Origin of the sequence: Brevundimonas vesicularis (assembly GCF_014204545.1) — a bacterium.
Taxonomy (GTDB): domain Bacteria; phylum Pseudomonadota; class Alphaproteobacteria; order Caulobacterales; family Caulobacteraceae; genus Brevundimonas; species Brevundimonas vesicularis_B.
Genome location: NZ_JACHLJ010000005.1, coordinates 1 through 24,296, shown reverse-complemented (window position 1 = coordinate 24,296; position 24,296 = coordinate 1). Strand labels below are relative to the sequence as shown.

The 24,296-nt window shown below is 67.6% G+C and carries 21 protein-coding genes and 1 pseudogene; 14 read left to right on the top strand and 8 right to left on the bottom strand.

What is annotated here, in order from left to right; all coding sequences use genetic code 11:
* Positions 1–27: 27 nt before the first annotated feature.
* Complete coding sequence (locus tag HNP47_RS15300; RefSeq protein WP_184280233.1) at positions 28–1,368, bottom strand: amidohydrolase family protein; 1,341 nt, start codon at positions 1,366–1,368, stop codon at positions 28–30.
* Positions 1,368–2,846: an amidohydrolase gene (locus tag HNP47_RS15295; protein WP_184280232.1), complete on the bottom strand. Its 1,479-nt coding sequence runs from the start codon at positions 2,844–2,846 to the stop codon at positions 1,368–1,370. Before HNP47_RS15295 ends, HNP47_RS15300 begins: the two co-directional genes overlap by 1 nt.
* A 136-nt stretch (positions 2,847–2,982) precedes the next feature.
* Here HNP47_RS15295 and trmB point away from each other — a divergent pair, with 136 nt between their 5' ends.
* The 12 genes from trmB to HNP47_RS15235 all read left to right on the top strand — a co-directional run bounded on the left by trmB (position 2,983) and on the right by HNP47_RS15235 (position 15,872).
* Positions 2,983–3,699, top strand: coding sequence for a tRNA (guanosine(46)-N7)-methyltransferase TrmB (trmB, locus tag HNP47_RS15290; protein WP_184280231.1), 717 nt, complete (start codon positions 2,983–2,985; stop codon positions 3,697–3,699).
* A gap of 36 nt (positions 3,700–3,735) precedes the next feature.
* Positions 3,736–4,230 (top strand): DUF1993 family protein, encoded by a 495-nt coding sequence (locus tag HNP47_RS15285; RefSeq protein ID WP_184280230.1) that lies wholly within the window; start codon positions 3,736–3,738, stop codon positions 4,228–4,230.
* Between the two features lie 139 nt (positions 4,231–4,369).
* Positions 4,370–4,969, top strand: coding sequence for a ribosome maturation factor RimP (rimP, locus tag HNP47_RS15280; RefSeq protein ID WP_066555243.1), 600 nt, complete (start codon positions 4,370–4,372; stop codon positions 4,967–4,969).
* Positions 4,969–6,702: a transcription termination factor NusA gene (gene nusA / locus HNP47_RS15275; protein WP_165114583.1), complete on the top strand. Its 1,734-nt coding sequence runs from the start codon at positions 4,969–4,971 to the stop codon at positions 6,700–6,702. Before rimP ends, nusA begins: the two co-directional genes overlap by 1 nt.
* A gap of 18 nt (positions 6,703–6,720) precedes the next feature.
* The gene (locus tag HNP47_RS15270) at positions 6,721–7,380 is read left to right on the top strand and encodes an RNA-binding protein (protein WP_174085392.1); all 660 of its coding nucleotides are present in this window, start codon (positions 6,721–6,723) and stop codon (positions 7,378–7,380) included.
* A 108-nt stretch (positions 7,381–7,488) separates the two neighbouring features.
* The gene (gene infB, locus HNP47_RS15265) at positions 7,489–10,521 is read left to right on the top strand and encodes a translation initiation factor IF-2 (protein ID WP_184280229.1); all 3,033 of its coding nucleotides are present in this window, start codon (positions 7,489–7,491) and stop codon (positions 10,519–10,521) included.
* Positions 10,522–10,763: 242 nt separating this feature from the next.
* On the top strand, positions 10,764–11,189 hold the full coding sequence (locus tag HNP47_RS15260; protein ID WP_184280228.1) for a DUF2141 domain-containing protein: 426 nt from the start codon (positions 10,764–10,766) through the stop codon (positions 11,187–11,189).
* Positions 11,190–11,212: 23 nt separating this feature from the next.
* Positions 11,213–12,691, top strand: coding sequence for a carotenoid oxygenase family protein (locus HNP47_RS15255; RefSeq protein WP_184280227.1), 1,479 nt, complete (start codon positions 11,213–11,215; stop codon positions 12,689–12,691).
* Between the two features lie 66 nt (positions 12,692–12,757).
* A complete protein-coding gene (locus HNP47_RS15250) occupies positions 12,758–13,912 on the top strand; it encodes an acyltransferase (protein WP_184280226.1) in 1,155 nt (384 codons plus the stop codon).
* A gap of 36 nt (positions 13,913–13,948) precedes the next feature.
* Positions 13,949–14,479, top strand: coding sequence for a CHAP domain-containing protein (locus HNP47_RS15245; RefSeq protein WP_055809437.1), 531 nt, complete (start codon positions 13,949–13,951; stop codon positions 14,477–14,479).
* 36 nt (positions 14,480–14,515) lie between these two features.
* The gene (locus HNP47_RS15240) at positions 14,516–15,313 is read left to right on the top strand and encodes a tryptophan 2,3-dioxygenase (RefSeq protein ID WP_184280225.1); all 798 of its coding nucleotides are present in this window, start codon (positions 14,516–14,518) and stop codon (positions 15,311–15,313) included.
* A 73-nt stretch (positions 15,314–15,386) separates the two neighbouring features.
* On the top strand, positions 15,387–15,872 hold the full coding sequence (locus HNP47_RS15235) for a PA2169 family four-helix-bundle protein (protein ID WP_184280224.1): 486 nt from the start codon (positions 15,387–15,389) through the stop codon (positions 15,870–15,872).
* A gap of 76 nt (positions 15,873–15,948) precedes the next feature.
* On the opposite strand, the gene rplS is transcribed toward HNP47_RS15235, so the two are convergent.
* Genes rplS through HNP47_RS15220 form a run of 3 tightly spaced genes read right to left on the bottom strand, consistent with a single transcriptional unit; the run spans position 15,949 to position 18,978 of the window.
* The gene (gene rplS, locus HNP47_RS15230; protein WP_017505017.1) at positions 15,949–16,371 is read right to left on the bottom strand and encodes a 50S ribosomal protein L19; all 423 of its coding nucleotides are present in this window, start codon (positions 16,369–16,371) and stop codon (positions 15,949–15,951) included.
* A 1-nt stretch (position 16,372) separates the two neighbouring features.
* Positions 16,373–17,098 (bottom strand): tRNA (guanosine(37)-N1)-methyltransferase TrmD, encoded by a 726-nt coding sequence (gene trmD, locus HNP47_RS15225; protein ID WP_045811825.1) that lies wholly within the window; start codon positions 17,096–17,098, stop codon positions 16,373–16,375.
* A gap of 44 nt (positions 17,099–17,142) precedes the next feature.
* The gene (locus HNP47_RS15220; protein WP_184280223.1) at positions 17,143–18,978 is read right to left on the bottom strand and encodes a DUF885 family protein; all 1,836 of its coding nucleotides are present in this window, start codon (positions 18,976–18,978) and stop codon (positions 17,143–17,145) included.
* Between the two features lie 190 nt (positions 18,979–19,168).
* On the opposite strand from HNP47_RS15220, the gene HNP47_RS15215 reads away from it, so the two are divergent.
* On the top strand, positions 19,169–19,306 hold the full coding sequence (locus HNP47_RS15215; protein WP_017505021.1) for an entericidin A/B family lipoprotein: 138 nt from the start codon (positions 19,169–19,171) through the stop codon (positions 19,304–19,306).
* Positions 19,307–19,373: 67 nt separating this feature from the next.
* Positions 19,374–19,805, top strand: a complete 432-nt coding sequence (locus HNP47_RS15210) for a YidB family protein (protein ID WP_260394918.1) — start codon at positions 19,374–19,376, stop codon at positions 19,803–19,805.
* A 4-nt stretch (positions 19,806–19,809) separates the two neighbouring features.
* Here the strand turns inward: HNP47_RS15210 and HNP47_RS15205 are convergent, their stop codons facing one another.
* The 3 genes and pseudogenes from HNP47_RS15205 to HNP47_RS15195 form a co-directional block, all read right to left on the bottom strand.
* The gene (locus HNP47_RS15205; RefSeq protein WP_184280222.1) at positions 19,810–21,576 is read right to left on the bottom strand and encodes an AmpG family muropeptide MFS transporter; all 1,767 of its coding nucleotides are present in this window, start codon (positions 21,574–21,576) and stop codon (positions 19,810–19,812) included.
* A 43-nt stretch (positions 21,577–21,619) separates the two neighbouring features.
* Positions 21,620–23,158: a response regulator gene (locus HNP47_RS15200; RefSeq protein ID WP_184280221.1), complete on the bottom strand. Its 1,539-nt coding sequence runs from the start codon at positions 23,156–23,158 to the stop codon at positions 21,620–21,622.
* A gap of 70 nt (positions 23,159–23,228) precedes the next feature.
* Positions 23,229–24,212: pseudogene (locus HNP47_RS15195) on the bottom strand (ATP-binding protein); the annotation flags it as partial.
* Positions 24,213–24,296: the final 84 nt, after the last annotated feature.

Genomic DNA, 24,296 nt, shown 5'->3' with positions numbered 1-24,296 from the left:
CCCTTTCCGGTCAGACCGAAGCGGTCCTCAGTTGCGATAGGCCGGCGGCATCGGCGTCTGCTGGCGATAGCGGTCGCGCAGCATCAGCGGGCGGCTGGTCAGGGGCTGTTCGACGCCATTGACGAAGACGGCCGACGGCTGGTTGAGCGGCTCTAGCGGATCGCCGGACCAGACCACGACATCGCCTGCTGCGCCCGGTGCGATCTGGCCGAACTGACCGGCCATGCCGAAGATCTGGGCCGGATTGACCGTCAGGGCGGCGATGGCGGCGCCGTAGGGCAGGCCGTGCGAGACGGCGTTGCCGGCGTTGTAGCGAGCCTCGCGGGCGCGATGGGTCGAACCCTCGTTGCCCTTGATGGCGATGACGACACCCGCCGCATTCAGGGCCGCCGCATTCTCCGCCCGCGCCGCCCGCATCTCGAAATCGCTGGGCAGGTTGGAGATGGGGTTCAGTAGCACCGGCACGCCGGCCGAAGCGATGTCGCCGGCGACCAGCCAGCCTTCCTCGGCGCCGTCGAGGATCAGTTTGATCCCTTCCTCGCGGGCCAGGCGCAGCACCTGCTGAATGTCCGAGGCGCGGTGGACGGTGACGATCAGCGGCATCGTCCCGTTGGCGACGGGAATCAGCGCCTCGAGATCGGCGCGCGACAGGCTGAGATCGCGCAGGCCCGCCCGCTCATAGGCCGACTTGTTGCGGGCATAGAGGCGGACCTCCGACAGCGTCTCCTTGAACAGGACGAACTGCGCCCCGCGCGCACCGCCGGCGATGCCTGCGCCCGCTTCGCCGAAGGGGGCGACCATGGCCACGCGCGGCTTGACCAGGATGTTCGAGCCTTGGCCCAAATTGATGATCGCCGCCTGACCCGCGAACAGGCCGGGCGTCTGATAGCCGCCGTCGCCGGCGCCGGCCGTCTCGTCCTCATGCACATGGCCGCCGGACGAGCCCGGATGCTGGGGCACGACGATGGCGCGGGTGATGCCGCCCAACCGCGCGACCGGCAGTGTGAAGGACCAGGGATCAAGGCCGTACGAGATGTCGAAGGCGGCGCTGAGCGTATTGGCGCTGTTGCGCAGTTCGTTGGTGCCGCTGACCGAACTGACCTCGGTCCCGGCCAGGCCGGAATCTACGGCGACGAAGCCGGGGGCGACTGTCTTGCCCGTCGCGTCAACGACGCGGGCGCCGGACGGCGCGCCGCCTGAGCCCACCGAGACGATCTTGCCGTCGCGGATAACGACCGTGCCGTTCTCGATCACGGAGTTTCCGGTCAGGATGCGTCCGCCGACGATGGCGACGGTTTCCTGCGCCAAGGCAGGGACGGCGAGAGACAGGGCCGCGACGGCGCCCGCGAGGATGTGAGACAGGCGCATCAGCGGGCTCCTTCCGTGACGTTGGCGGCGGTCAGGCCATAGCCCGGCTGACCCAGTTCGAAGTCGCTGGTCGGCTGATAGGCGGAGTTGCTGCGATCAAAGGTCAGGGCGCCGTCGATGAAGACCTGATCGGCGCGGGCGTAGATCGAGAAGGGATCGGCGCTCCAGATCACCACGTCGGCGCGCTTGCCGGGCTCCAGCGATCCGGTCTGGTCGGCGATGCCGATGGCCTTGGCGGCGTTGGAAGTGATCCAGCCGATGGCGTGTTCTTCGGAAATGTTCAGACCGGCGCGGCGACCGGCCGAAAGGGCGGCGGCGGCTTCCTGGTTCAACCGCTGGGTCAGTTCGGCGTCGTCGGAGTGGATGACGGCGCACGATCCCTGCTGGGCGTCCACCAGGGCGGCGTTCTCCTCGATGGCGTCCAGGGCCTCCATCTTGAAACCCCACCAGCCGGTCCACATGGCCGCGCAGATGCCGTTGGCGGCCAGTTGCGGCGCCAGCTTGTAGGCCTCGGTCGCGTGGTGGAAGGTGGAGATGCGGTAGCCGAACTCCTTGGCCATATCCATCATCAGGGCCATCTCGTCGGCGCGGTAGCAGTGGTTCTGGATCAGGATCGATCCGTCCAGAACACCCATCAGGGTCTCGTTCTGCAGGTTGCGGGTCGGGGCGGCGCCTTCGCCGTCCTCGCGCCACTTGTCCCATTTGGCTTTGTAATCGCGTGCGGCGATGAAGGCGGCGCGATAGCCGGCCATATTGCCCATGCCCGTCGCTGGGCTCTGGTTGCGCCCGCCATAGACGCGCGACGGGTTCTCGCCGCAGGCCATCTTGACCGTATAGGGGGCGGCGGGGAACTTCAGGCCTTGCATGGTGATCGAGGGCACGTTGCGGATCGTGACGCCCCGGCCGCCGAACAGATTGGCCGAGCCGGGCAGGATGTGAAGCGTGGTCACGCCGCCGGCGCGGGCGGTGTTGAAACCGGGGTCTTGGGGCCACAGCGAGTGTTCGGCCCAGACCTGGGCGGTGTTCGGGCTGGTCGCCTCGTTGCCGTCGCTCATGCCGCTGACGCCGGGCGACGGATAGACGCCCAGGTGGCTGTGCACGTCGATGACGCCGGGGGTGACATAGCGGCCGCGCGCTTCGACGACGCGATAGCCGGAAGGGACGGGGGTCGAGGCGTCGCCGACGGCGGCGATCTTGCCGTCCGTGACCACGACCACGCCGTTCTCGATCTTGCGATCCGTGCCGGTCAGGACGGTGGCGCCGACCACGGCGAAGTTCTCGCGCGGCAAGGGCTGATAGGTCGAGGGATAGGGATCCAGCGTCGTCGCCGGATCCAAACCGGCGGCCAAGGTCCGCTCCTTCGACGGTTTCGCGGCCGTATCGTCAGGGGTCGAGCCGGTGGTGGCGCAGGCCGACAGGCCCAGCACTGCGCATGTAATGGCCGCGAGGCTGGCACCCCGCAGATGATGTCCGATCATCGAAATCCCTCTCCCGCGATGCGTCAGCCCCGACGCCGCTTGTGACCGGCATAGAAGGGCGTTCGGCCGCGACCGTCAAAAGGTTTCGGCGTTCGTCTTCTGGACGCCTGCACCCGCGACGGCTAACGGCAGGCGCATGAACGCCGATGACCGTCCCGAGGACGAAAACCCGCATCTCGACCGCCCGCTGCGATCGTTCGGCCGCATCAAGGCCCGTCCCATCAAGCCCCGCCAGGCGGCGCTGATGGAGACCCTGCTGCCCGAAATCGCCGTGCCCGATCCGAAGGCCGGGCCGCTGGACCCCAAGACGATGATGCCCGAGGCGACCGAGGTCTGGCTGGAGATCGGCTTCGGCGGCGGCGAGCATATGGCCGCCCAGGCGGCGACGCGGCCCGACGCCCTGGTGATCGGCTGCGAGCCCTTCCTGAACGGGGTCGCCTCGGCCCTGCGTCACGTGGAAGAGGGCGGACTGAAGAACGTCCGCATCCATGCCGACGACGCACGCGATCTGGTCGACGCCCTGCCGGACGCCTCGGTCGACCGGGTGCTGATCCTGTTCCCCGACCCCTGGCACAAGGCGCGCCACAACAAGCGCCGCCTGCTGCAGGACGAGACGGCCCAGGCCTTCGCCCGCATCTTGAAGCCCAGCGGCACGCTGCGCTTCGTCACCGATTGGCTGGACTACGCCGAATGGGCGCTCGAGCGGCTGAACCGCACGCCGGGACTGGAGCGGATCGGCTCCGCGGATCAGGACTGGTTCGTCGCGCCCTCCGATCACGTCGTGACCCGCTACGAAGAAAAGAAGCTCGGCGATACCACCCCGGTCTTCCTTGAATATCGGCGCGTTGATTAGCAGCTAAGGGGGTCGTTCAAACCGGACCTGACCTCCATGGCCTTTTCGATCTACGACGCCTCGGCGCCCGTCTTTTTGCGCACGCTGAACAATCTGTCGGCCTTGCTCGACAAGGCGCTTGCTCAGGGGTTCGATGAGGCGGCCCTGATGGAGGCGCGTCTCGCCCCGGACATGAACCCATTCCCAGCCCAGGTGCGCACGGCGGCGTTTTCGGCGCGGGCCTGCGTCGCCCGGCTGGTCGGACAGGACTGGCCCAAGACCGACGATACCGAAGCGTCGTTCGCCGAGCTGAAAGCCACCATCGCTCTGTCCATCGCCTATATCGAAAGCGTGCCCCGCAATGCATTCGAGGGCGCCGAGACGCGCGAAGTGGTGCTGAAATTCCCTGGCGGGCAGCACGAGTTCAACGGCGTCGATTATCTGACCGGGTTTGCGCTGCCGAACTTCTTTTTCCACGTCACCATGACCTACGCCCTGTTGCGTGCGGCGGGCGTCGAGATCGGCAAGCGCGACTATCTGGGGCCGCGCTGACGGCGCGTTTGATCGCGGGGGGCTGACAACCCTTTCCGGTTGGCCTATATGGCGCTCACATCGTTAGACCGGCGTCCAACGGCGTCGTTCCAAGCGGCGGCCCGGACGGACCGCCGCTTTTGTTTTGGATATTCGTCGCTTGCGCGCAAGAACCGCCCAGGATCGCCAGCTGCTGGACCTGATCGACCCCATCGCGGAGTCGTTGGGTCTGGATGTCGTTCGCGTGCGCCTGATGACCGGCTCCAAGCGCCAGCGCCTCCAGATCATGGCCGAGCGGCCGTCCGACCACGACATCTCGGTCGAACAATGCGCCAAGCTGAGCCGCGCGGTGTCGGAAGTGTTCGACGCCGCAGACCCCATCCCTGGCGAATATATGCTGGAGGTTTCGTCGCCCGGCATCGACCGGCCCCTGACCCGTCCCATCGACTTCGACCTGTTCGAGGGCGAGGAGGCGCGTCTGGAAACCGACCGGATGATCGAGGGCCGCAAGCGGTTCAAGGGCGTGCTGGCCGGCTATGAAGACGGCAACGTCCTGATCGACCTGGACGGCGAGGACGACACCGCCCTGATCCCCTTCGACTGGCTGAGCGACGCGAAGCTGGTCCTGACCGACGCCCTGATGAAACGGGGCGCCGCCATTCGCGCCGCACGCGGCGAGCCCGAAGACGACGGCCTTCCCGAAGGGGAAGCCTCCGACCTGACAACCGACACCACGACCCCTTCTGAGGACAACGCCTGATGGCCGTCACCGGTATTTCCGCCAACCGCCTCGAACTGCTGCAGATCGCCGAGGCTGTCGCCCGCGAGAAGAACATCGAGCGCGAAATCGTCATCGAGGCGATCGAAGAAGCGATCCAGAAGGGCGCCAAGTCGCGCTACGGCGCGCACCACGACATCCGCGCCAAGATCGACCACAAGACCGGCGAACTGTCGCTGACCCGCCACGTCACCATCGTCGAGGACGACTGGATGCCGGAAGACGAGCTGGAAGAGTTCAACGACAGCGCCATGGTGCGCCTGAAGGACGCCTCCAAGCGCGATCCGGAGGCGGTGGTCGGCAAGGAGTACGTCGAGAACCTGCCGCCGTTCGAGTTCGGTCGGGTTCAGACCCAGATGGCCCGCCAGGTCGTGACCGGAAAGGTCCGCGAGGCCGAGCGCGCCAACCAGTACGAAGAGTTCAAGGACCGCGTCGGCGAGATCGTCAACGGTACGGTCAAGCGCGTCGAATACGGCAACACCATCGTCGACCTGGGCCGGGGCGAGGGCGTCATGCGCCGCGACCAGTCGATCCCGCGCGAAGTGTTCAACATCGGCGACCGCATCCGCACCTACATCTACGACGTCCGCCCCGAGGCCAAGGGCCCGCAGGTCATGCTGTCGCGCGCCCATCCCGGCTTCATGGCCAAGCTGTTCGCTCAGGAAGTGCCGGAAGTTTATGACGGCGTGATCGAGATCCGCGCCGCCGCCCGTGACTCGGGCTCGCGCGCCAAGATGGCCGTTCTGTCGAACGACAGCTCCATCGATCCCGTCGGCGCCTGCGTCGGCATGCGCGGCTCGCGCGTTCAGGCGGTCGTCGCCGAACTGCAGGGCGAGAAGATCGACATCATCCAGTGGAATCCGGATGAGCCGACCTTCATCGTCAACGCCCTTGCCCCGGCCGAAGTCTCCAAGGTCGTGCTGGACGAAGAAGCGGGTCGCGTCGAAGTGGTCGTGCCGGACGAGCAGCTGTCGCTGGCCATCGGCCGTCGCGGCCAGAACGTCCGCCTGGCCTCGCAACTGACCGGCTGGCAGATCGACATCATCACCGAAGCTCAGGACTCCGAGCGTCGTCAGCGTGAATTCGCCGAGCGCACCGGCCTGTTCCAGGAAGCCCTGGACGTCGACGAAGTCATCGCCCAGCTGCTGGTCACTGAAGGCTTCGCCACGGTCGAAGACCTGGCCTATGTCGATCCGTACGAAGTCTCCGAGATCGAAGGCTTCGACGAAGAGACCGCTGAAGAGCTTCAGGCCCGCGCCCGCGAATATCTGGACAAGAAGGCCGCCGAGCTGGACGCCAAGCGCGTCGAACTGGGCGTCGAGGACGGCGTGCTTCAGGTGCCGGGCGTGACCCTGCCCATGGCCGTCGCCCTGGGCGAAGGCGGCGTGAAGACGGTCGAGGATCTGGCCGACCTGGCCACCGACGAAATCCGCGGCGGCTACGAAGTGAAGAACGGCGAGCGGGTGAAGGTCCCCGGCGTTCTGGAAAGCTTCAACCTGGCGCAGGAAGACGCCGAGCTGCTGATCCTGCAGGCGCGCGTCGCCGCCGGCTGGATCGACGCTTCGGAACTGCCGCAGCCCGAGCCGGAAGAGTACGAAGAAGAGGGCGATTACGCCGAGGGCGAATACGATCCGGACCAGGTGTTCGGCGACGCGCCTGCCGAAGACGACGCGGCCGAGGGCGAAGAGTCCGACGCCGAACCGTCGAACGCGTGATGGGAGACCTGGCCACATATGAGCTTGCGCGACGCAACGATCGATAGGGAACGCCGGGACCTCGTCTCTCACGAGGTCATGGATGAATCTCGCCTGATCCGTTTCGTCGCCGGGCCCGATGGCCAGGTGGTCCCCGACCTGGGCAGGAAACTGCCCGGACGCGGCCTGTGGGTCGAAGCCAGCCGCGCTTCGGTCGAGGCGGCGGTCAAGAAGAACGGCTTCACCCGCGCGGCCAAGACCAAATTGACCGCCCCGGCCGACCTGGCCGATGTCGTCGAACGGCTGCTGGCAAGGCGCTGTCTCGACCAGCTGGGTCTTGCCCGACGCGAAGGCGTTCTTATATCCGGCTTCGAAAAAACCGCGGCGAGCCTGCGCGCCGGCAAGGCCGCCTGGGTTCTGGAAGCCGCCGATGGCTCGGCCGACGGGCGCGGAAAGATCCTCGCCCTGGCCCGTCATCAGACCGCCAAGATCTGCGGCGCGTTCACGGCGGACGATTTGAGTTTGGCCCTTGGGCTGGAAAATGCGATACACGCCGTCCTGCTTGCGGGCGGACGCGCCGATCGGTGGACCATCGAGGTCGAACGACTGGCTGGATTTCGGCCGCTTCGCCCCCCTCACTGGCACGTTTCCAGTGTCGAGGACGGATCGGCGGGAGCACCCCCGACAGGGGCGAGCTGAGGATTTTAGCGGCCGAGGGCCTGTCTCCAAGGGCGGAGACGGGCTCACGGCCGTTCATGGGTATTAGATGAGGACGGCGGGCCTTTCCGCCCCGAGTAAAGCGACCGGATGAGCGACGAAAACGACAAGACCAACCAAGGCCAGGGCAACACGGGCGGCACGCCGTCCCAGACGGGGCCGCGCGCTCCGCTGAGCCTGAAGCCGCGCGTTGTGGGATCGGTGCCGACCGGCACCGTGAAGCAGAGCTTCAGCCATGGCCGATCCAAGACGGTGGTGGTCGAGACCAAGCGCCGCGCCGGCTCCGGCGGGCCGCAACGCCCGCAGGGCTTCGATGTTGCGCGTCCTCAACAGGCTGCGCAGGCCCCGCGTCCGCAAGGTCCGCGTCCGTCGCAACCCGCCGGCGGCGCCCTGTCGGCCGAGGAGCAGGAAGCGCGCCGCCGCGCCATCGCCCTGGCCACCCAGGCGAACGCCGCCAAGGCCGCCGCCGAAGCCGCCGCCAAGGCCGCTGCAGACGCCGCCGCCCGCGAGCAGGCCGCCGCCACCGAGCGCGCCGCCCAGGCGGCCCGTGACGAAGCCGCCGCCGCCAAGGCCGCCGCAGAAGCCGCACGCGCCGAAGCCGCCAAGCTGACGGCGGCTGCGCCTGTCGCGCCGGCCAAGCCCGCGCCCAAGCCGGCCGCGCCCGTCGCCGCCGCGCCTGCGCCTGTCGCGCCGACCCCGGCGCCTGCGACTCCGGCCCCGGCTACGCCCGCCCGTCCGGCCGCTCCGGCCCGCCCGGTGGTCAACTTCGGCCAACGTGTGCCCAAGCCCGGCAATCCCCAACGCGCCGCGCCCGAGCGTCCGGCCTTCGGCGGCCGTTCGGCCCGCGAGCAGGCGATGGGCGGCGGCGATCGCGCCTATTCGGACCGCCCGCAGAGCGATCGCCCGCAAGGCGACCGTCCGCAGGGCGCCCGTCCCGGACCTGGCGGTCAGCGTCCGCAAGGCGCCAAGCCGGCCGAGCCCGTCCGCTATTCGGCCCTGAATCCGCGTCCGGCGCCGGGCGCCGCCCGTCCCGGCGGCGCGCGCACCGGCCCTGGCGGTCGTCCGACCCCGAACGCCCCGCCGGCCGAGGCCAATGTTCTGCGTCCGGCCCGTGCGCCCGGCGCCGGCTTCGGTCGTCCGGCCGGTCGTGACGACGATCGCGAGAAGCGTTTCTCCGACGCCGGCAAGGCCGTCAGCCGCACGCGCGGCGAGCCCAAGCGCCGCGAAGGCCGCATGACCATCCAGTCCGTGGTCGGCGACGGCGACGCCGCCGAGCGGATGCGCTCGCTGGCCTCGGTCCGCCGTGCTCGCGAACGCGAGAAGGAAAAGCGCAAGGGCGGCTCGACCGATGCGCCCAACCGTCCGCGCGAAGTCGTCATTCCCGACGTCATCACCGTGCAGGAGCTGTCCAACCGGATGGCCGTGCGCGGCGTCGACATCATCAAGTTCCTGATGAAGCAGGGCCTGATGATGAAGATCAACGACGTGATCGATTCCGACACCGCCGAACTGGTGGCCGAAGAGTTTGGCATGGCCGTCAAGCGCGTTTCGGAATCCGACATCGAAACGGGCTTCCTGGGCGAGGCCGACGATGCGGACGCCTCCGACACCCGCGCGCCGGTCGTGGCCATCATGGGCCACGTCGATCACGGCAAGACCTCGCTGCTTGACGCCCTGCGCACGACCGACGTCGCAGGCGGCGAAGCCGGCGGCATCACCCAGCATATCGGCGCCTATCAGGTTCGCCTGCCGGACGACCAGAAGGTCACCTTCCTGGACACCCCGGGCCACGCCGCCTTCTCGGCTATGCGGGCGCGCGGCGCCAACGTGACCGACATCGTGGTCCTGGTCGTCGCCGCCGACGACGGCGTCATGCCGCAGACCATCGAAGCCATCCAACACGCCAAGGCGGCCAACGCGCCCCTGATCGTGGCGGTCAACAAGATGGATAAGCCCGGCGCCACGTCGCAGAAGGTCGTCAACGAGCTGCTGCAGTACGAAGTCATCGCTGAAAGCCTGGGCGGCGAGACCCAGATCATCGAGGTTTCGGCCAAAGAGCGGATGAACCTCGACGGCCTGCTGGAAGCCATCCTGATCCAGGCCGAGGTCATGGACCTGCGCGCCAACGCCGATCGCTCGGCTGAGGGCGTGGTCATCGAGGCCAAGCTGGACAAGGGTCGCGGCCCGGTCGGGACCGTCTTGGTCAAGCGCGGCACGCTGAAGCGCGGCGACATCGTCGTCGCCGGCGGATCGTGGGGCAAGGTTCGCGCCCTGCTGAACGAGCGCAACGAGCAGCTGACCGAAGCCGGTCCGTCGGTCCCGGTCGAGATCCTCGGCCTGGACGAGGCGCCCTCGCCGGGCGACGTCTTCGCCGTGGTGGAATCCGAAGCCCGCGCCCGCGAGCTGACCGAATACCGTCAGCGGGTGAAGCGCGAAAAGGCCCAGGTTTCGGGCGGCTCGGTCTCGCTGGTCGACATGATGGCCAAGCTGGGCTCCAAGAAGGCCTCGGAACTGCCGGTCGTCATCAAGGCGGACGTGCAGGGTTCGGCCGAAGCCATCATGGGTTCGCTGGATAAGATGAGCACCGACGAGGTGCGCGCCCGCACGGTCTATTCCGGCGCCGGCGGCATCACCGAGAGCGACGTCAACCTGGCCAAGTCGGCCGGCGCGCCGATCCTTGGCTTCAACGTCCGCGCTTCGAAACAGGCGCGCGATCTGGCCGAGCGCGAAGGGGTCGAGATCCGCTACTATTCGATCATCTACGACCTGCTGGACGACATCAAAGGCGTGCTGTCCGGCATGCTGGCGCCGCTGCAACGCGAAACCTTCCTGGGCAACGCGGCTGTCCTTCAGGTGTTCGACATCTCCAAGATCGGCAAGATCGCTGGTTGCCGGGTGTCGGAAGGCGTGGTCCGCAAGGGCGCGCGCGTCCGCATCATCCGCGACGACGTCGTGGTGCTGGAGCTGGGCACGCTCAACACGCTCAAGCGCTTCAAGGACGAGGTCAACGAGGTCACGGCCGGCCAGGAATGCGGCATGCAGTTCCAGGGCTTCCAGGACATCAAGGAAGGCGACTACATCGAGTGCTTCACGGTCGAAGAGATCAAGCGCACGCTGGACTAGTTCCTCGTCGCGAGCACGAGGAGACCAAGGCCCGGAACTCAGGTTCCGGGCCTTTTCTTTTGAGGCACGGACACGATGCGTTCGAAGTGTTCGTTCGCGCTTCGCCAACGCCCATGGCTGTGCATTCGCGAACGGCAGCCGTTCATCGCCGCAAGTGCGGTGGTGAAGGGCAGGGGACGACGGCACGGTCCGGTCATCGGGGGCCGGTCGTCGGTCCTCTCACTGACACAGGACCCACCGTCATGAAGACCGTCGCCGCCATCGCTCCCGTTCTCGCTCTCGCCGCGGCCCTGACAGCCGCGCCCGCCTTCGCCGCCGACCTGACCATCGCCTTTCCGGCCGCCGCGCCCCAGGGCCAGATCATGGTCGCCGTCTTCAACAGCGAGGCCAACTATGGCGGCGAGGGCCAGCCGGCCCAGGTCGCCATGCTGAATGCCGACGCCGGCCAGACCAGCGTCACCTTCGACGGCCTGCCCGACGGCGACTATGCGGTGCGCGCCTTCCACGACCTAAACGGCGACGGGAAAATGAACACCAATCCCTTCGGCATGCCGGTCGAGCCCTTCGCCTTCTCCAACAACGCCGTCGGCAATATGGGTCCGGCCTCGTGGGACCGCGCCAAGTTCGCCGCCGCCGGCGCCACGACCCAGTCGATCGACCTGAAGTAAGCGACGAAAGCCGGAGCCGGATCATGACCCCCTCACGCCGTTCCTTCCTGATGGGCGCCGCCGCCCTTTCGGCGGCCGTGGCCACGCCCGAGATGGTGCGCGCCGCCGCCGCCCTGGACGCCGTCGCCGCGACGAAGGCCGACTGGGCGCTGGCGACCCAGGACGTCGAAGGCGACATCGCGCGCCAAACGATGCGCTTGGTCCACGGCCGGGCGCCGGCGGGGCTGCAGGGCGCGCTGTATCGCAACGGACCGGCCAAGTTCCGGCGGCCCGGCGGCTCGGCGACCCACTGGTTCGACGGCGACGGCATGATGCGCGCCTTCCGCATCCAGGACGGCCACGCGACGCTGGAGGCACGGTTCGCTGACACGCCCAAGCGCCGCACCGAAACGGAATTGGGCGCCGTGGTTACGCCGGGCTTCGGCACCAAGGGCGACGACCGCGCCCGCATCGGCTCGAACGACGACGCCAATGCCGCCAACACCGCCGTCATGGTCGCCGGCGATCAGGTCTGGGCGCTGTGGGAGGGGGGATCGCCGCTGGCCCTGTCGGCGTCGAACCTGTCGACCCGCTACTTCGTCACCCTGCGCGATGATTTGAAAGGCATGCCGTTCCAGGCCCATCCGCGCTACGCCCCCGACGGCTCGATCTGGAACGTTGGGTCGGCGGGCGGTCAGGCCGTCATCTGGCATCTGCGCCCGGATCGCAGCCTGAGCGACGCCCAAGTCGTGCCCCTGCCGCGCGCCAGCTATATGCACGACTTCACCGCCACCGACCGGCACGTGATCCTGGTGCTTCAGCCCTGGATGTTCGAAACCCGCGCCATGCCCGTGACGTCCGGCCTGGCCTGGCGACCTGAGATGGGAACGCAGGTTCTCGTGCTGGACAAGGATGACCTGTCGAAGCGCCGCCTGTATGAGTTGCCGGGCTTCTTCCATTTCCACTTGGGTGACGCCTGGGCTGAGCGCGACGGCACGATCCGCTTCGATGTCGCCGCCAGCGGCGATCCGCGCTTCGCGGTCGATGGCGCGCGGGTTCTGGTGGACGGGCATGGGGTCGTTCCGGGCGATCCGGCGAAACTGGCTCTGATCACCCTGCGGCCAGACGGCCGGGCCGAGATGACCTACAGCCATGTCGTCGGCGAATTTCCGAAAGCCGATCCGCGTCGTGCGGGGCTGAAGCGCAGCCTGACCGCCCATACCTCCGGCGAGACTCGCGGCCGCCCGCTGCCGACGGGACTGGCGGTCCACGACTGGGACAGCGGTCGCTCGCACGCCTTCGAGTTCGGCGTGCATCAGGTGGTCGAGGAGGCGGTCTTCGTGCCCAAGCCCGGCGCGACGGCGGAACGGGACGCCTGGCTGGTCGGACCGTCGGTCAATCTGAAGGATGGGCGCACCGAACTGCACGTCTTCGACGTGGCGCGGATCGAGGTCGGCCCGGTTGCGACCTGGCAGGCGGACGTGGCCCTGCCGGCCGGCTTCCACGGCGTGTGGGCAGGGTAGGGCCGCCCGGGCACAACCTTTGCGGGCCTTCATGGTTCGAAAAGGCTGACGTGCCAAGGTGAGACCATGACCCCCGTCCAGACGCCCGCCGATCTTCGCCCCATCACCGCACTGCGCTTCGGCGCCGCCATGTGGGTCGCCGTCTACAGCTTCTGGGAGAACCTGGCGGGCGCCGGTCAGTCGGGCCTGGTCGCCAAGGGCTACCTGGGGGTCGAGCTGTTCTTCGTCCTGTCCGGCTTCATCCTCAGCCACGTCTACCTGGCGGCGGCGGGCGAGAAGCGGTTCTCGTATCGCGGCTTCCTGTGGGCGCGGATCGCGCGCGTCTATCCGCTGCATATCGCTACCCTGATCGGCGTGGGGCTGCTGGCGGCCGCCGCCCTGTTCGCCGGCATGAGCGTGGACGCCAATGTGCTGAGTTGGACGTCGCTACCCGCCAACCTCTTCATGGTTCACGCCTGGGGGCTGGCGCCGGTCGCGGGCTGGAACCATCCGTCCTGGTCCATCTCTGCGGAGTGGTTCGCCTATCTCTGCTTCCCGCTGTTCGCCTTCGTCTTCTGGCGTCTGCGTCATCGGCCGATCGCGGCGGTGGTCGGGGCTGCAGCCTTCCTGGTCATCCTCTATTTCGCGTTCGAGCAACTGGCCGGCTTCGCCCTGACCGAGGCGACGATCCGCTGGGGCGCGCTCAGGATCGTGCCGTGCTTCGCCTTGGGCTGCGCCCTCTATCTCGTCTATCGCCAGGCCCCGTTGAAGGCGTCGTGGCTGTGCGCCGCCGTCTCGTTCGGCCTGATGGTCCTCAGCGCCGCGCTCGGACTATGGGACGGCGTCACGGTTCTGCTGGCTGGCGCCCTGATCCTGTCGCTGGCCTCGCTGCCCAACGAACGCGCCGGATGGCTGGCCTCCAAACCTGCCGTCTACCTCGGCGAGATCAGCTATTCGGTCTATATGGTCTGTGTGCCGTGGAAGCTTCTGGCTGTCGGTCTGGCCGCCAAACTGTTCGACGCGCCGGATAAGCAGCTTCAAATTTTCGTGTGGTTGGCGATCCTGGCCCTTCTGCCGGTTGTCGCGGCCGCCTCCTATCATCTGGTCGAACGCCCGGCGCGCAAGGCTCTTAGGGACATGGCCGACAAGCGCGCCAAGCATCACGCCAAGGTTCCGGAAGGAAATATGAAGCACGGCGATATGCCGAAACAACTTGCGACAGGGCGTGATCCCGTGGCCTAAAGGGCGCTTCCAAAGGCGGGTCGGGATACCCCAAGCATGTCAAAACGGCTCAAAGCCGCCGCGGTTGCGGCGACCCTCGGTTTTTTTGCGCTGGGCGCCGTTCCCTCCACCGCAAAGGCTGATGAGCCCTACTGGCAGTGCGTGACCTTCGCGCGCATGTTCTCCGGCATCAACATCTTCGGCGACGCCTGGACCTGGTGGCGTCAGGCCGCCGCCAACTTCCGCACCGGCAAGGCCCCGGAAACCGGCTCGGTTCTGGTCTTCCGCCCCGAGGGCCGCATGAGCCGGGGCCACGTCGCCGTCGTCTCCGACATCCTGACCGACCGCGTCGTGCGCGTGACCCACGCCAACTGGGGCGGCAGCCGCGGCAAGGTCGAAGAGAACGTCACCGTCGTCGACGTCTCGCCCTCCAACGACTGGTCGCAGGTCAAGGTCTGGTACAATCCGATCAACGATCTGGGCACGACGGTCTATCCGACCTACGGCTTCATCTACAAAGGCGCCCGCGACGCCTTCGACGCCGGCCGTCAGATCGCGGCCAACGTCTCGGCCCAAGGCCAGCACTAAGCTTGCACTGCCCGCCATCGCGGGCGATAGGCGGGCATGACCCAATCCAGCGAGATCACCTACGCCGGCTATCTGGCGTTGGACGACCTGCTTTCGACCCAGCACCCGCTGTCGGACCAGCACGACGAAATGCTGTTCGTCGTCATCCATCAGACCAAGGAATTGTGGCTCAAGCAGATCTTGCATGAGACAGCCCTGGCCCAGTCGATGGTGCGCGCCGGCGACCTGGTCCCCGCCTACAAGAGCCTGGCGCGGGTCTCCCGCATCCAGGCGGTGATGACACACAGCTGGGACATTCTGTCGACGATGACGCCATCGGACTATCTGCGGTTCCGAGGGTCGTTGGGGTCATCGTCCGGCTTCCAGAGCGACCAGTTCCGACGTTTCGAAGCCATGCTGGGCCTGAAGGACGCCAGCTTCCTGAAGTTCCACGAAGACCGCCCCGAGGCCCTGGCTGCGCTGCAGGCCGCCATCGCCGCGCCCAGCCTTTACGATGACGCTCTGGCCCAACTGGCCAAGGCCGGCCTGCCGGTGCCCGCCGAGGTGCTGAACCGCGACGTGACCCAACCCTATGCGCCGTCCGAAGCCGTCGAGGCGGCCTGGCTGGAGGTCTATCGCGACACGGAACGGTGGTGGGTTCTGTATCAGCTGGCCGAGAAGCTGGTCGATCTGGACGACGCCCTGCTGACCTGGCGGCACAAGCATGTCGTCACGGTCGAACGCATCATCGGTCGGCGTCGCGGCACGGGCGGAACCGAAGGCGCCGCCTATCTGGCCTCGACCCTGACCAAGCGCTGCTTCCCCGAGCTGTGGTCGCTTCGCACCAAACTTTGATGTCGCAGGCGGCAACCTTCGCCGCGCCGGACCATTTCGCCGTTTGACCGCAACAGCGGAAGGAATGGACGAGATGAGCAACCCCAACGCCCACGACATCAAGGTTCTGAACGGCCTGATCGAAACGACGCTGGACAGCGCGGACGGCTATCGCGAAGCCGCCGAACAGACGCAAGACCCGCACTACCGCACCCTGTTCGAGCGTCGCAGCGCCGAACGCCAGCAGGTCGTCGACGACCTGTCGGCCGCTGTGCGGGGCCTGGGCGGCGATCCGGAATCCGATGGATCGATCCTGGCCAAGGCGCACCGCGCGTTTCTGGACGTCAAACACGCCCTGATGCGCAACGACGATTCCGTCGTCGGATCGATCAACTCGGGCGAAGGGTTCATCGCCAACAAATATGAGAAGGCGCTGGAAGACACCGGCATTTCCGCCACCACGCGCGAGACGATCCGGCGGGCTTATGCGGCGGTGAAGACTGAGCATGAGCAGATGGAAGCCCTGAAACACAGCCTTGAAGGCCAGCGTGACGCGGCCAATCCCTTGTTCCCGCAGTAATCCCGGACTGACGGAATTGAGAAAAGGCCCCGGCGTCTCCGCCGGGGCCTTCGTCATTTCATCACTTAGCCTGAAACTAGGCTTCTTCGGTCTTGGCGGCCGAACCGGTTTCCGGAACGACGACGCCCTTGGCGGGACGAACCGTCTGGCGCTCGGCGATACGGGCCGATTTGCCGCGACGATCGCGCAGGTAATAGAGCTTGGCGCGACGCACGACGCCGCGGCGCTTCACCTCGATCGACTCGATGTTCGGCGACAGGATGGGGAAGCGGCGCTCGACGCCTTCGCCGAACGAGATCTTGCGGACCGTGAAGGTTTCGCTGATGCCGCCGCCGTCACGGGCGATGCAGACGCCTTCGAAGGCCTGAACGCGCTCGCGTTCGCCTTCCTTGATCTTCACGTTGACGCGCAGGGTGTCGCCGGGCTGGAATTCCGGGATTTTGCGTTCGCCCAGGACGCGGGCTTTTTCTTCGGCGTCCAGCTGTTGAACGATGTTCATGTCATTTCTCCTCGGGCTTTGCGCCCTTTAGCTGTGAGTTGGCGAGATGCGCCTGCCAGAGGTCCGGCCGCCGCTCCCGCGTAGTCGTCTCCCGCTGCGCCTCGCGCCATCCCGCGATCTTCTTGTGATCGCCCGACAGCAGCACCTCGGGTATCTCAAGCCCCTCGAACGTCCGCGGTCGCGTGTACTGCGGGTGTTCCAAAAGCCCATCCTCGAAGCTTTCGGACGACAGGCTGTCGCCTGAGCCGAGCACGCCGGGGATCAGTCTTACGCACGCCTCGATCGCGACCATCGCCGCCGCCTCGCCGCCGGCGAGAACCGCGTCTCCGACCGAGACCTCCTCGAACCCGCGTGCGTCCAGCACCCGCTGATCCACCCCCTCGAAACGGCCGCACAGCACGACGATCCCGTCGGCTTTCGCCCATTCCTTGACGCGCGCCTGGGTCAGGGGGCGACCCCTGGCGCTCATGTACAAAAGCGGCCGTTTCGGTCCCGGCAGGCTATCCACCGCCCGAGCCACCACGTCCGCCTTCAGCACAGCTCCCGGGCCGCCACCCGCAGGGGTGTCGTCCAGGAAGCCGCGCGTATCTGTGGAAAAGGCGCGAATGTCAACCGTTTCCAGGCTCCACAAGCCCTTCTCGCGCCAAGCCGTGCCGATCAGAGACACCCCGAGCGGACCCGGAAAGGCCTCGGGAAACATGGTCAGGACGGTCGCGGTAAAGGGCATGGCGCGCGCCCTTTACCGCTCCGTGACCGGAAAGGCGAGCCGGGTCAGGTCGTCGGCGCCCCGCCGCCCGCTGCGATCCAGCTGTCCACCTGATCCTCCAGCACGTCCAGCGGCACCGAGCCGGAGCCCAGCACGACTGCATGGAAGTCCTTGATGTCGAACCGGTCGCCCAACGCCGTCTTGGCCCGGTCGCGCAGTTCCTCGATCTTCAGCTCGCCAATCTTGTAGCTGGTCGCTTGGCCGGGGTTGGTGATGTAGCGCTCGACTTCCTTTTCGATGTCGCGCTCGGACAGCAGGGAGTTCTGGCGGAAATAGTCCATCGCCTGCTCGCGGCTCCAGCGCTTGGCGTGCAGGCCGGTGTCGGTCACCAGACGCACCGCGCGCCATAGCTCGGTCGAGAGGCGGCCGAAGTCGGAATAGGGGTCCTGATAGAAGCCCATCTCCTTGCCCAGCTGCTCGGCGTACAGCCCCCACCCTTCCGCATAGGCTCCATAGCCACCGAACCGGCGGAAGCGCGGCAGGCCCTCAATCTCCTGCGCATAGGCGATCTGGAAATGGTGGCCCGGCGCGCCCTCGTGATAGCTGATGCCCTCGATCTGGGGCTTCAGCACCTGGGTCATGTCCGACAGATTGACGTAGTAGATGCCCGGCCGCGATCCGTCCGGCGCCGGCGAGTTGTAGAAGGCGATCGAAGCCGTCGCCTCGCGGAACGGCTCCACCGCCCGCACCTCCAGCGCCGCCTTGGGCAGGGTCGAGAACCATTGCGGCGCCGCCGCCATCACCTGGGCGATGAAGCCGCGCGCGTCGGTCAGATACTGCTCCTTGCCCTCGGGCGTATTCGGATACTGGAACCGTGGATCCGTCTTCAGGACGGTGAAGAACGCCTGCAGCGAGCCGGTAAAGCCGACCTGGGTCTTGATGGTCTCCATCTCGGCCTGGATGCGGGCAACCTCGGCCAGACCGATCTCATGGATCTGGTCGGCGGTCAGGTCAGTGGTCGTCGAGAGCTGGAGCCGGGCGTTGTAATAGGCCTCGCCCTGCGGCAGGCGCCACACGCCCGCGTCGCTGTCAGCCTTGGGCTGCACCTCGGCCAGCGCCGTCAGAACGGTCTCGAACCCGGCTTTGTAGGGTCCGGTCAGGGCCGCACGGCCTTCCGCCAGCAGCCGGTCCTTCGTCGCCTGATCCGTCTCCAGCGCCGCGACCTTCTTGTTGAAGTCGGCCCAGACCGGATTGTCCGCGCCATCGTCGAACGGCGCGCCGGTGATGACGTTGCGGGTGTTGGCGATGGACGGCGCGAAGACGAAGCGCGGCGAGACGACGCCCGCCGCCGCGCGCTGACGCAGTTCCTCGGCCACCTGATCCATCTGCGTCTCGGCGGCCTTGATCCGCGCGACATAGGCCTCGGCGTCGGCCACGCTGGAGACCCGGTGGTTGTTGATCAGAAAGACCGGCAGGCTGGTGGTCGGATTGCCGTTGGCGGCGAACTGAAAGCCCCAGTCGCGCCACTGGTTCGACAGTCGCGCCTGCTGGACGCCATATTCGAACATCCGCCACGACAGCGCCGCCTGCGGCCCCAGCTTCTGCGGATCGAACTGGGCCTTCATCTGCGCCAGCTGCGCCTCCTGAAGCGCGAGGGCCCGGTCGGTCGCCGCGTCCGACACGTCGTCCAGCTTGTCGTAGTCGGTCTTGATGCCCAGCGATGTCATCTGCTGCGGGCTCAGCGCGATCCGCGCCTGGAAGGCCTGTTCGAAGAAGGCGTTCAGCCGCGTGTCCTCGCTTTCGGCCGCGGCTGTTTGGGCGGGGGCGGAGGTTTGCGCCAGCGCGGGCGCGGCGGACAGCACCGCCATCACGGCGGCGGACGAGATCAGAAGACGACGCATGAACAACCCCTCGTGAAACAGGGGCGCACCTTCGGGGCCGCGTGCGCGCGGCGCAAGCGATCAATGCCGCCGCCGTTGCGGCGATCCGACACGCCGAAAGCAAAATTTTCGATACGGCGTCGCTTGATGCAACCCAAGTTCAGGGTCGGCGTTTCGACGAAACTTGACCATACCAACAAGGGTTCACACCATGCGCAAGATCATCACCCTGTCCATCGTCGCCGCCGCTCTGGCCGTGTCGGCCTGCAACACCATCGCCGGCGCCGGCCGCGACGTCTCGGCCGCCGGTTCGGCCGTCACGCAAGGCGCGAACGAAGCAAAGAACTAAGGCTTTCTCAAAAGCCGATGTTGGAAAGGCCCGTCGGATCACGGCGGGCCTTTCTCGTATCCGTCGCATGACGGTGTTACGGTGCGCCATCATTCAGGAGACGGTGATGGGCTTTCTGGACAATGTGGTGAAGGGTCTCGGCGACGACGCCGCAGGCGGTCTGAGCGACCTGCTCAAGGGGCAGGGCGGCGTCGGCGGACTGGCCGAGAAGTTCGGTCAGGCGGGCTTGGGCGATGTGATCGGCTCCTGGGTCGGCACGGGGCCGAACGCCAACATCTCGGCTGAGCAGATCACGGCCGTCCTGGGCCACGGCCCCATCGCCGACATCGCCGCCAAGATGGGCGTGACCCCCGAACAGGCCGGCGAGACCCTGGCCGGTCTTCTGCCCGAAGCCATCGACCGCCTGACCCCCGGTGGTCAGATCGACGGCGCCGACGACCTGCTTGCCAAACTGCCGGGTGGACTGGGCGACATGATCGGCGGTTTCCTGAAGCGCTGAAGCGTCAGGACGGCTGGCCCTCGGTCGCGGCGATCACAGCCTCTTCTTCGATCGCGGCCTTCTGGCGCGCCTGCAGGGCGGTCTGCTTGCTGGCCACGATGAAGGCCAGGACGATCCCGAACACACCGATAATCGCTGAATAGAGGAAGAAGGCCACGTAGCCCGCGCCCAACGCCGCTGGGGTCACGCCGCTGGTCGCCGCGCCGGTGGTCAACACGCCGGGTTGCAGATTGGCGAACAGCGCTCGCAGGCCAGCGAAAGGCCCGGTCCCTTCGGCAGCTCGGGCTGACGCCTCGACGATCCGTCCCGACTGCGTCGCGATCAGCTTGCCGGGAAGAGCGTACAGCGACGTGAACAGGGCATACTGGGTCGCGGTAAAGCCGATCGACGTCAGGCTGGACATATAGGCGATCAGGGCGGTGCCGGCGTATCCGCTTGAGACGTTGTCCACGCCGATGGCGACGGTCAGGGCCGACAGGCTGTGACCCTGGGTCGCCAGCCAGGCGAAGATCAGGTTGGACACAGGGCTCATGAACGCGCCGATGACCATGGTGCGGATCAGGCCGAGCTTGGCGACAGACCAGCCGCCGATGATCACGCCCAGACTGGTCATGACCACGCCAAACACCTTGCGCACCTCGGCCAGCTCCGTCTTGGAAAAGCCGAGGTCGATGTAGAAGGGCGGCATGATGTTCAGCACGAAATCTGCCAGGCGATAGACGCAGATCAGCGCCAGGATCAGCGTCGCCACGCCTGAAAAGCGCCTGTAGAAATCGGCTAGGGGCTGGCCGAACGATCCGGCGAGATAGGCGCCCGGCCGCGTCTTCGTTCCTGGCAGAGGCCAGCAGGCCATGACCATGACAGCCAGGCCCATGAGCACCAGAGCGAACTGCAGATAGACGCCCTCCGGCTTCGCCGCCAGCGCTGCTGCGACCGCCGCCTTGCCGTCCGGGCCGAGGCCGAAGAGACTGAAAAGGGCGTTCAAAGGCGCCGACTGTCCCGTCAGGCCCGAACCCAGGAACATGGCGGCGACGCCGATGACCGTCAGACGAGCGATCCACTCGAAGATTTCCAGCTTTGGTCGCGAGGGAACGTCTCCAACCGGAATGGCTCGGATCGAGTGCGCCTTCTCCCGCGGCGCAAACAGCACCCCGGCGATGCCGATGCCCATGAGTGCAGCCATCACGGCGTATGAGAGGTTCCAGCTGTAGAGATCGGCCAGCACCAGCGGCACAGCCCCAGCCACGATCATGGCGACGCGGTAGCCCAGCTGATAAGCGGCGGCCATGGCGCCATGGCGGCTGTCGTCGGCCGCCTCGATCCGCCAGGCGTCGATGACGATGTCTTGGGTCGCGCCGAAGAAGCCGACGAGGGCGGCGAATCCGGCCACGGCGATCAGGGCGTTGGAGGGGTTCAGGGTCGAAATCGACCATAGACCGAAGATGATTACGCCTTGCGTGACCAGCATCCATGCGCGTCGATGACCAAGCAGAGGCGTCAGAAGCGGCACGGCGGTTCGGTCGATCAGCGGCGCCCAGACGAATTTCAACGAGTAGCTGAGTGTGGCCAAGGCGAAGAAGCCGATCACTTCCAGCGTCAGGCCGCTCTCTCGCAACCAGGTGGTCAGCGTGTCGAAGATCAGCAGGTTCGGCAGGCCTGCCGAAAAGCCCAGCAGCAGCATGATGAAGACGCGCCGCTCGCCATAGACGGCGAGGCCGCCGAAACGGCCGGCGGGCTTGCCGTTGACGGGGGGGTGGGCTTGGTCGGTCATGCACGGCTCCGGCGCGGCGGCCGGTAACGCGGGCGCCTGTAACTCAGCTGACCTTGGCGCGGATGTCGCGCTTCGTCCAGCGGGCGAGGGCGGCGCGCAGGGCCTCGGCGTCCAGCGGCTTGACGATATGGTCGTCCATGCCGGCCTCAAGACAGGCGCGGCGGTTCTCGGCGAAGGCGTTGGCGGTCAGGGCCAGGATCGGCGTCGTGTCGCCCGCCGCTCGGATGGCGCGGGCGGCGGCGGGGCCGTCCATGCCGGGCATCCGCATGTCCATGAAGACCACGTCGTATCGCGCGCGTTTCAGCGCTGCGACGGCTTCGTCGCCGGTGGCGGCCGTCTCGACGGTGCAGCCCTCGCGGCGCAACAGGGTGCGGGCCAGAAGCGCGCCGACGGGATTGTCCTCGGCTAGCAGGACGCGGATCCCGGCGAACTGGACGGGGGCGACGCGGTCGTCTTCGATCGGGGCGGCGCAGTGGGCGCTGGAGTTGTCCGGCGCCTCCGCGCCGATGGCGGCCAGGACGCGCTCGGCCAAGGACGCGCGACGCAAGGGCTTGATCAGGTAGCCGTGGAAGCCGACGGCGCGATAGCGGGCGATCAGATCGCGTTCGGCAGGTTTCAGCAGGACGATGCCGCGACCGCTGGAAGGCAGGGCCGCCAGCGCGCCCGCCGGGGCGTCGGCGTGATCGACCAGGGTCACCGGGGCCGCATCCGCCACGACGCCGCCCGAGGCCTCGATCTGGGCGCGAGCCGCTGACAGGACAAACGGATCGACGGCGCGCACCGCGACCGTCTGGCCGCGCAACGGCTTGTCGCGCGCCACCGCGACGGCGGCGAAGGCGGCCTCGAAGCGGAAGCGGGCGCCCCCGCCGGTTGCGGCGCCGTCGGGCCGGCTTTCGACCTTCACCGAGCCGTCCATGGCGGCGGCCAGTTTACGCACGACCGCCAGACCAAGGCCGGCGCCGTCCTGGCGGACCGCGTCGGAACTGTCGGCGTGGCCGAATTCCTCGAAGATGCGTGTGCGCGCCTCGGGCGCGACGCCGGGGCCGGTGTCGTCGACCAGGAAGGCCAGGCGCGGACGCGCCGTGCTGCCGCCGACGCGCTCGACCGAAATGCGCACGCCGCCGGTTTCGGTGAACTTCACGGCGTTGCCCGCCAGGTTGAACAGCACCTGACGCAGCCGGCCTTCGTCCGCCAGCACGTCGGGCGCGTCGGCGGCGACCGACCAGACGATCTCCAGCCCCTTGTCGTGGGCGCGCGGGCTCAGCAATTCGGCGACGCCGCGCACCAGACCTTCCAGATCGACGGGCGCCAGGTCGAACTCCAGCGCGCCGGCCTCCAGCCGCGCGTAATCCAGCAGGTCGTTGACCAGACCCAGCAGATGTTCGGCCGATTGACGCGCGTTCTCGGCATAGGCGCGCTGGGCGCCGTCCAGCCGGGTCCGCTGCAACAGGTTGATCATGCCGATGACGCCGTTCAGCGGCGTGCGCATCTCGTGGCTCATCAGCCGCAGGAACTGCTGGGCGGGGTCAACAGGCGCGCTCGTCCGCTCCTCGATCCGCTTCGTCGCCGTCCGTCGCGTCATGGCCGTCTCCCCAACGAGACGGAGCCTAAAGGTCGACGGTTAAGGATGTCTCCACCATAACGCGGGCGCGTCACGCGTGCAGGAAGGGCGTCTGCTCGTCGTCGTCCTCGCGCAGACCGAAGCCTTCATGGCGCTGCGCCACGCGGCGGTCGAAGTCGGCCTCGGCCCCGATGGTGGTGCGGCGGTAGATCAGGGCCTCGGCGATGTGGCGACGCAGAACGCCGGTGCTGCCGTCGAGGTCGGCGATGGTGCGCGCCAGGCGCAGGGTGCGGGTCCAGCCGCGCGCGGTCAGGCCGCCGGCCTCGCCCGCCCGCATCAGCAGCATCCGGCCCGCCTCGTCCGGCGTGGCGAACCGATCCAACGTGGCGCCGGAGGCGCGGGCGTTCAGGCCTTGGGCGGCGTCCAGCCCCTCCTCGCGCACCCGGTCCTCCTGCATGGCGCGGGCGGTTGCGACGCGCGCCCGGGCCTCGGCCGTGCCTTCGGCGGGCGGGGGCAGGGCCATGTCGGCGGCGGTGACCGGCGGCGTCTCCACCGTCAGGTCGATGCGGTCGAACATCGGACCCGAGACGCGGTTCTGATAGTCGCGCTGGCAACGCGGAGCCTTGCCACACGCCCCGCGTCCGGCGCCGCCCATACCGCAGCGGCACGGGTTCATCGCCGCGACGAGCTGGAACCGCGCGGGATAGCGGATGTGGGCGTTGGCGCGGGCGACGACGATCTCGCCGGTCTCCAGCGGCGCCCGCAGCGAGTCCAGGGCCTGGGCCGAATATTCCGGCAGTTCGTCCAGGAACAGCACGCCGTTGTGTGCCAGCGAGGCCTCGCCCGGCTTGGCGCGAAGGCCGCCGCCGGTCAGGGCCGCCATCGAGGCGGAATGGTGCGGGCTGCGGAACGGGCGATCGCGGGTCAGGGCGCCGCGTTCGATCAGGCCGGCGACCGACCAGACCATCGAGGTCTCCAGCAACTCCTGCGGTGTCAGGGGCGGCAAGAGGCCGGGCAGGCGCTGCGCCATCATCGACTTGCCCGACCCCGGCGGGCCGATGAACAGCAAGGTGTAGTCGATTGAATCCGTCTGGCGAACGGATATTCACGACCGTTTCTTACGTCAGGCGCGTGCCGTTCCTGACGATCTTCCATTTCT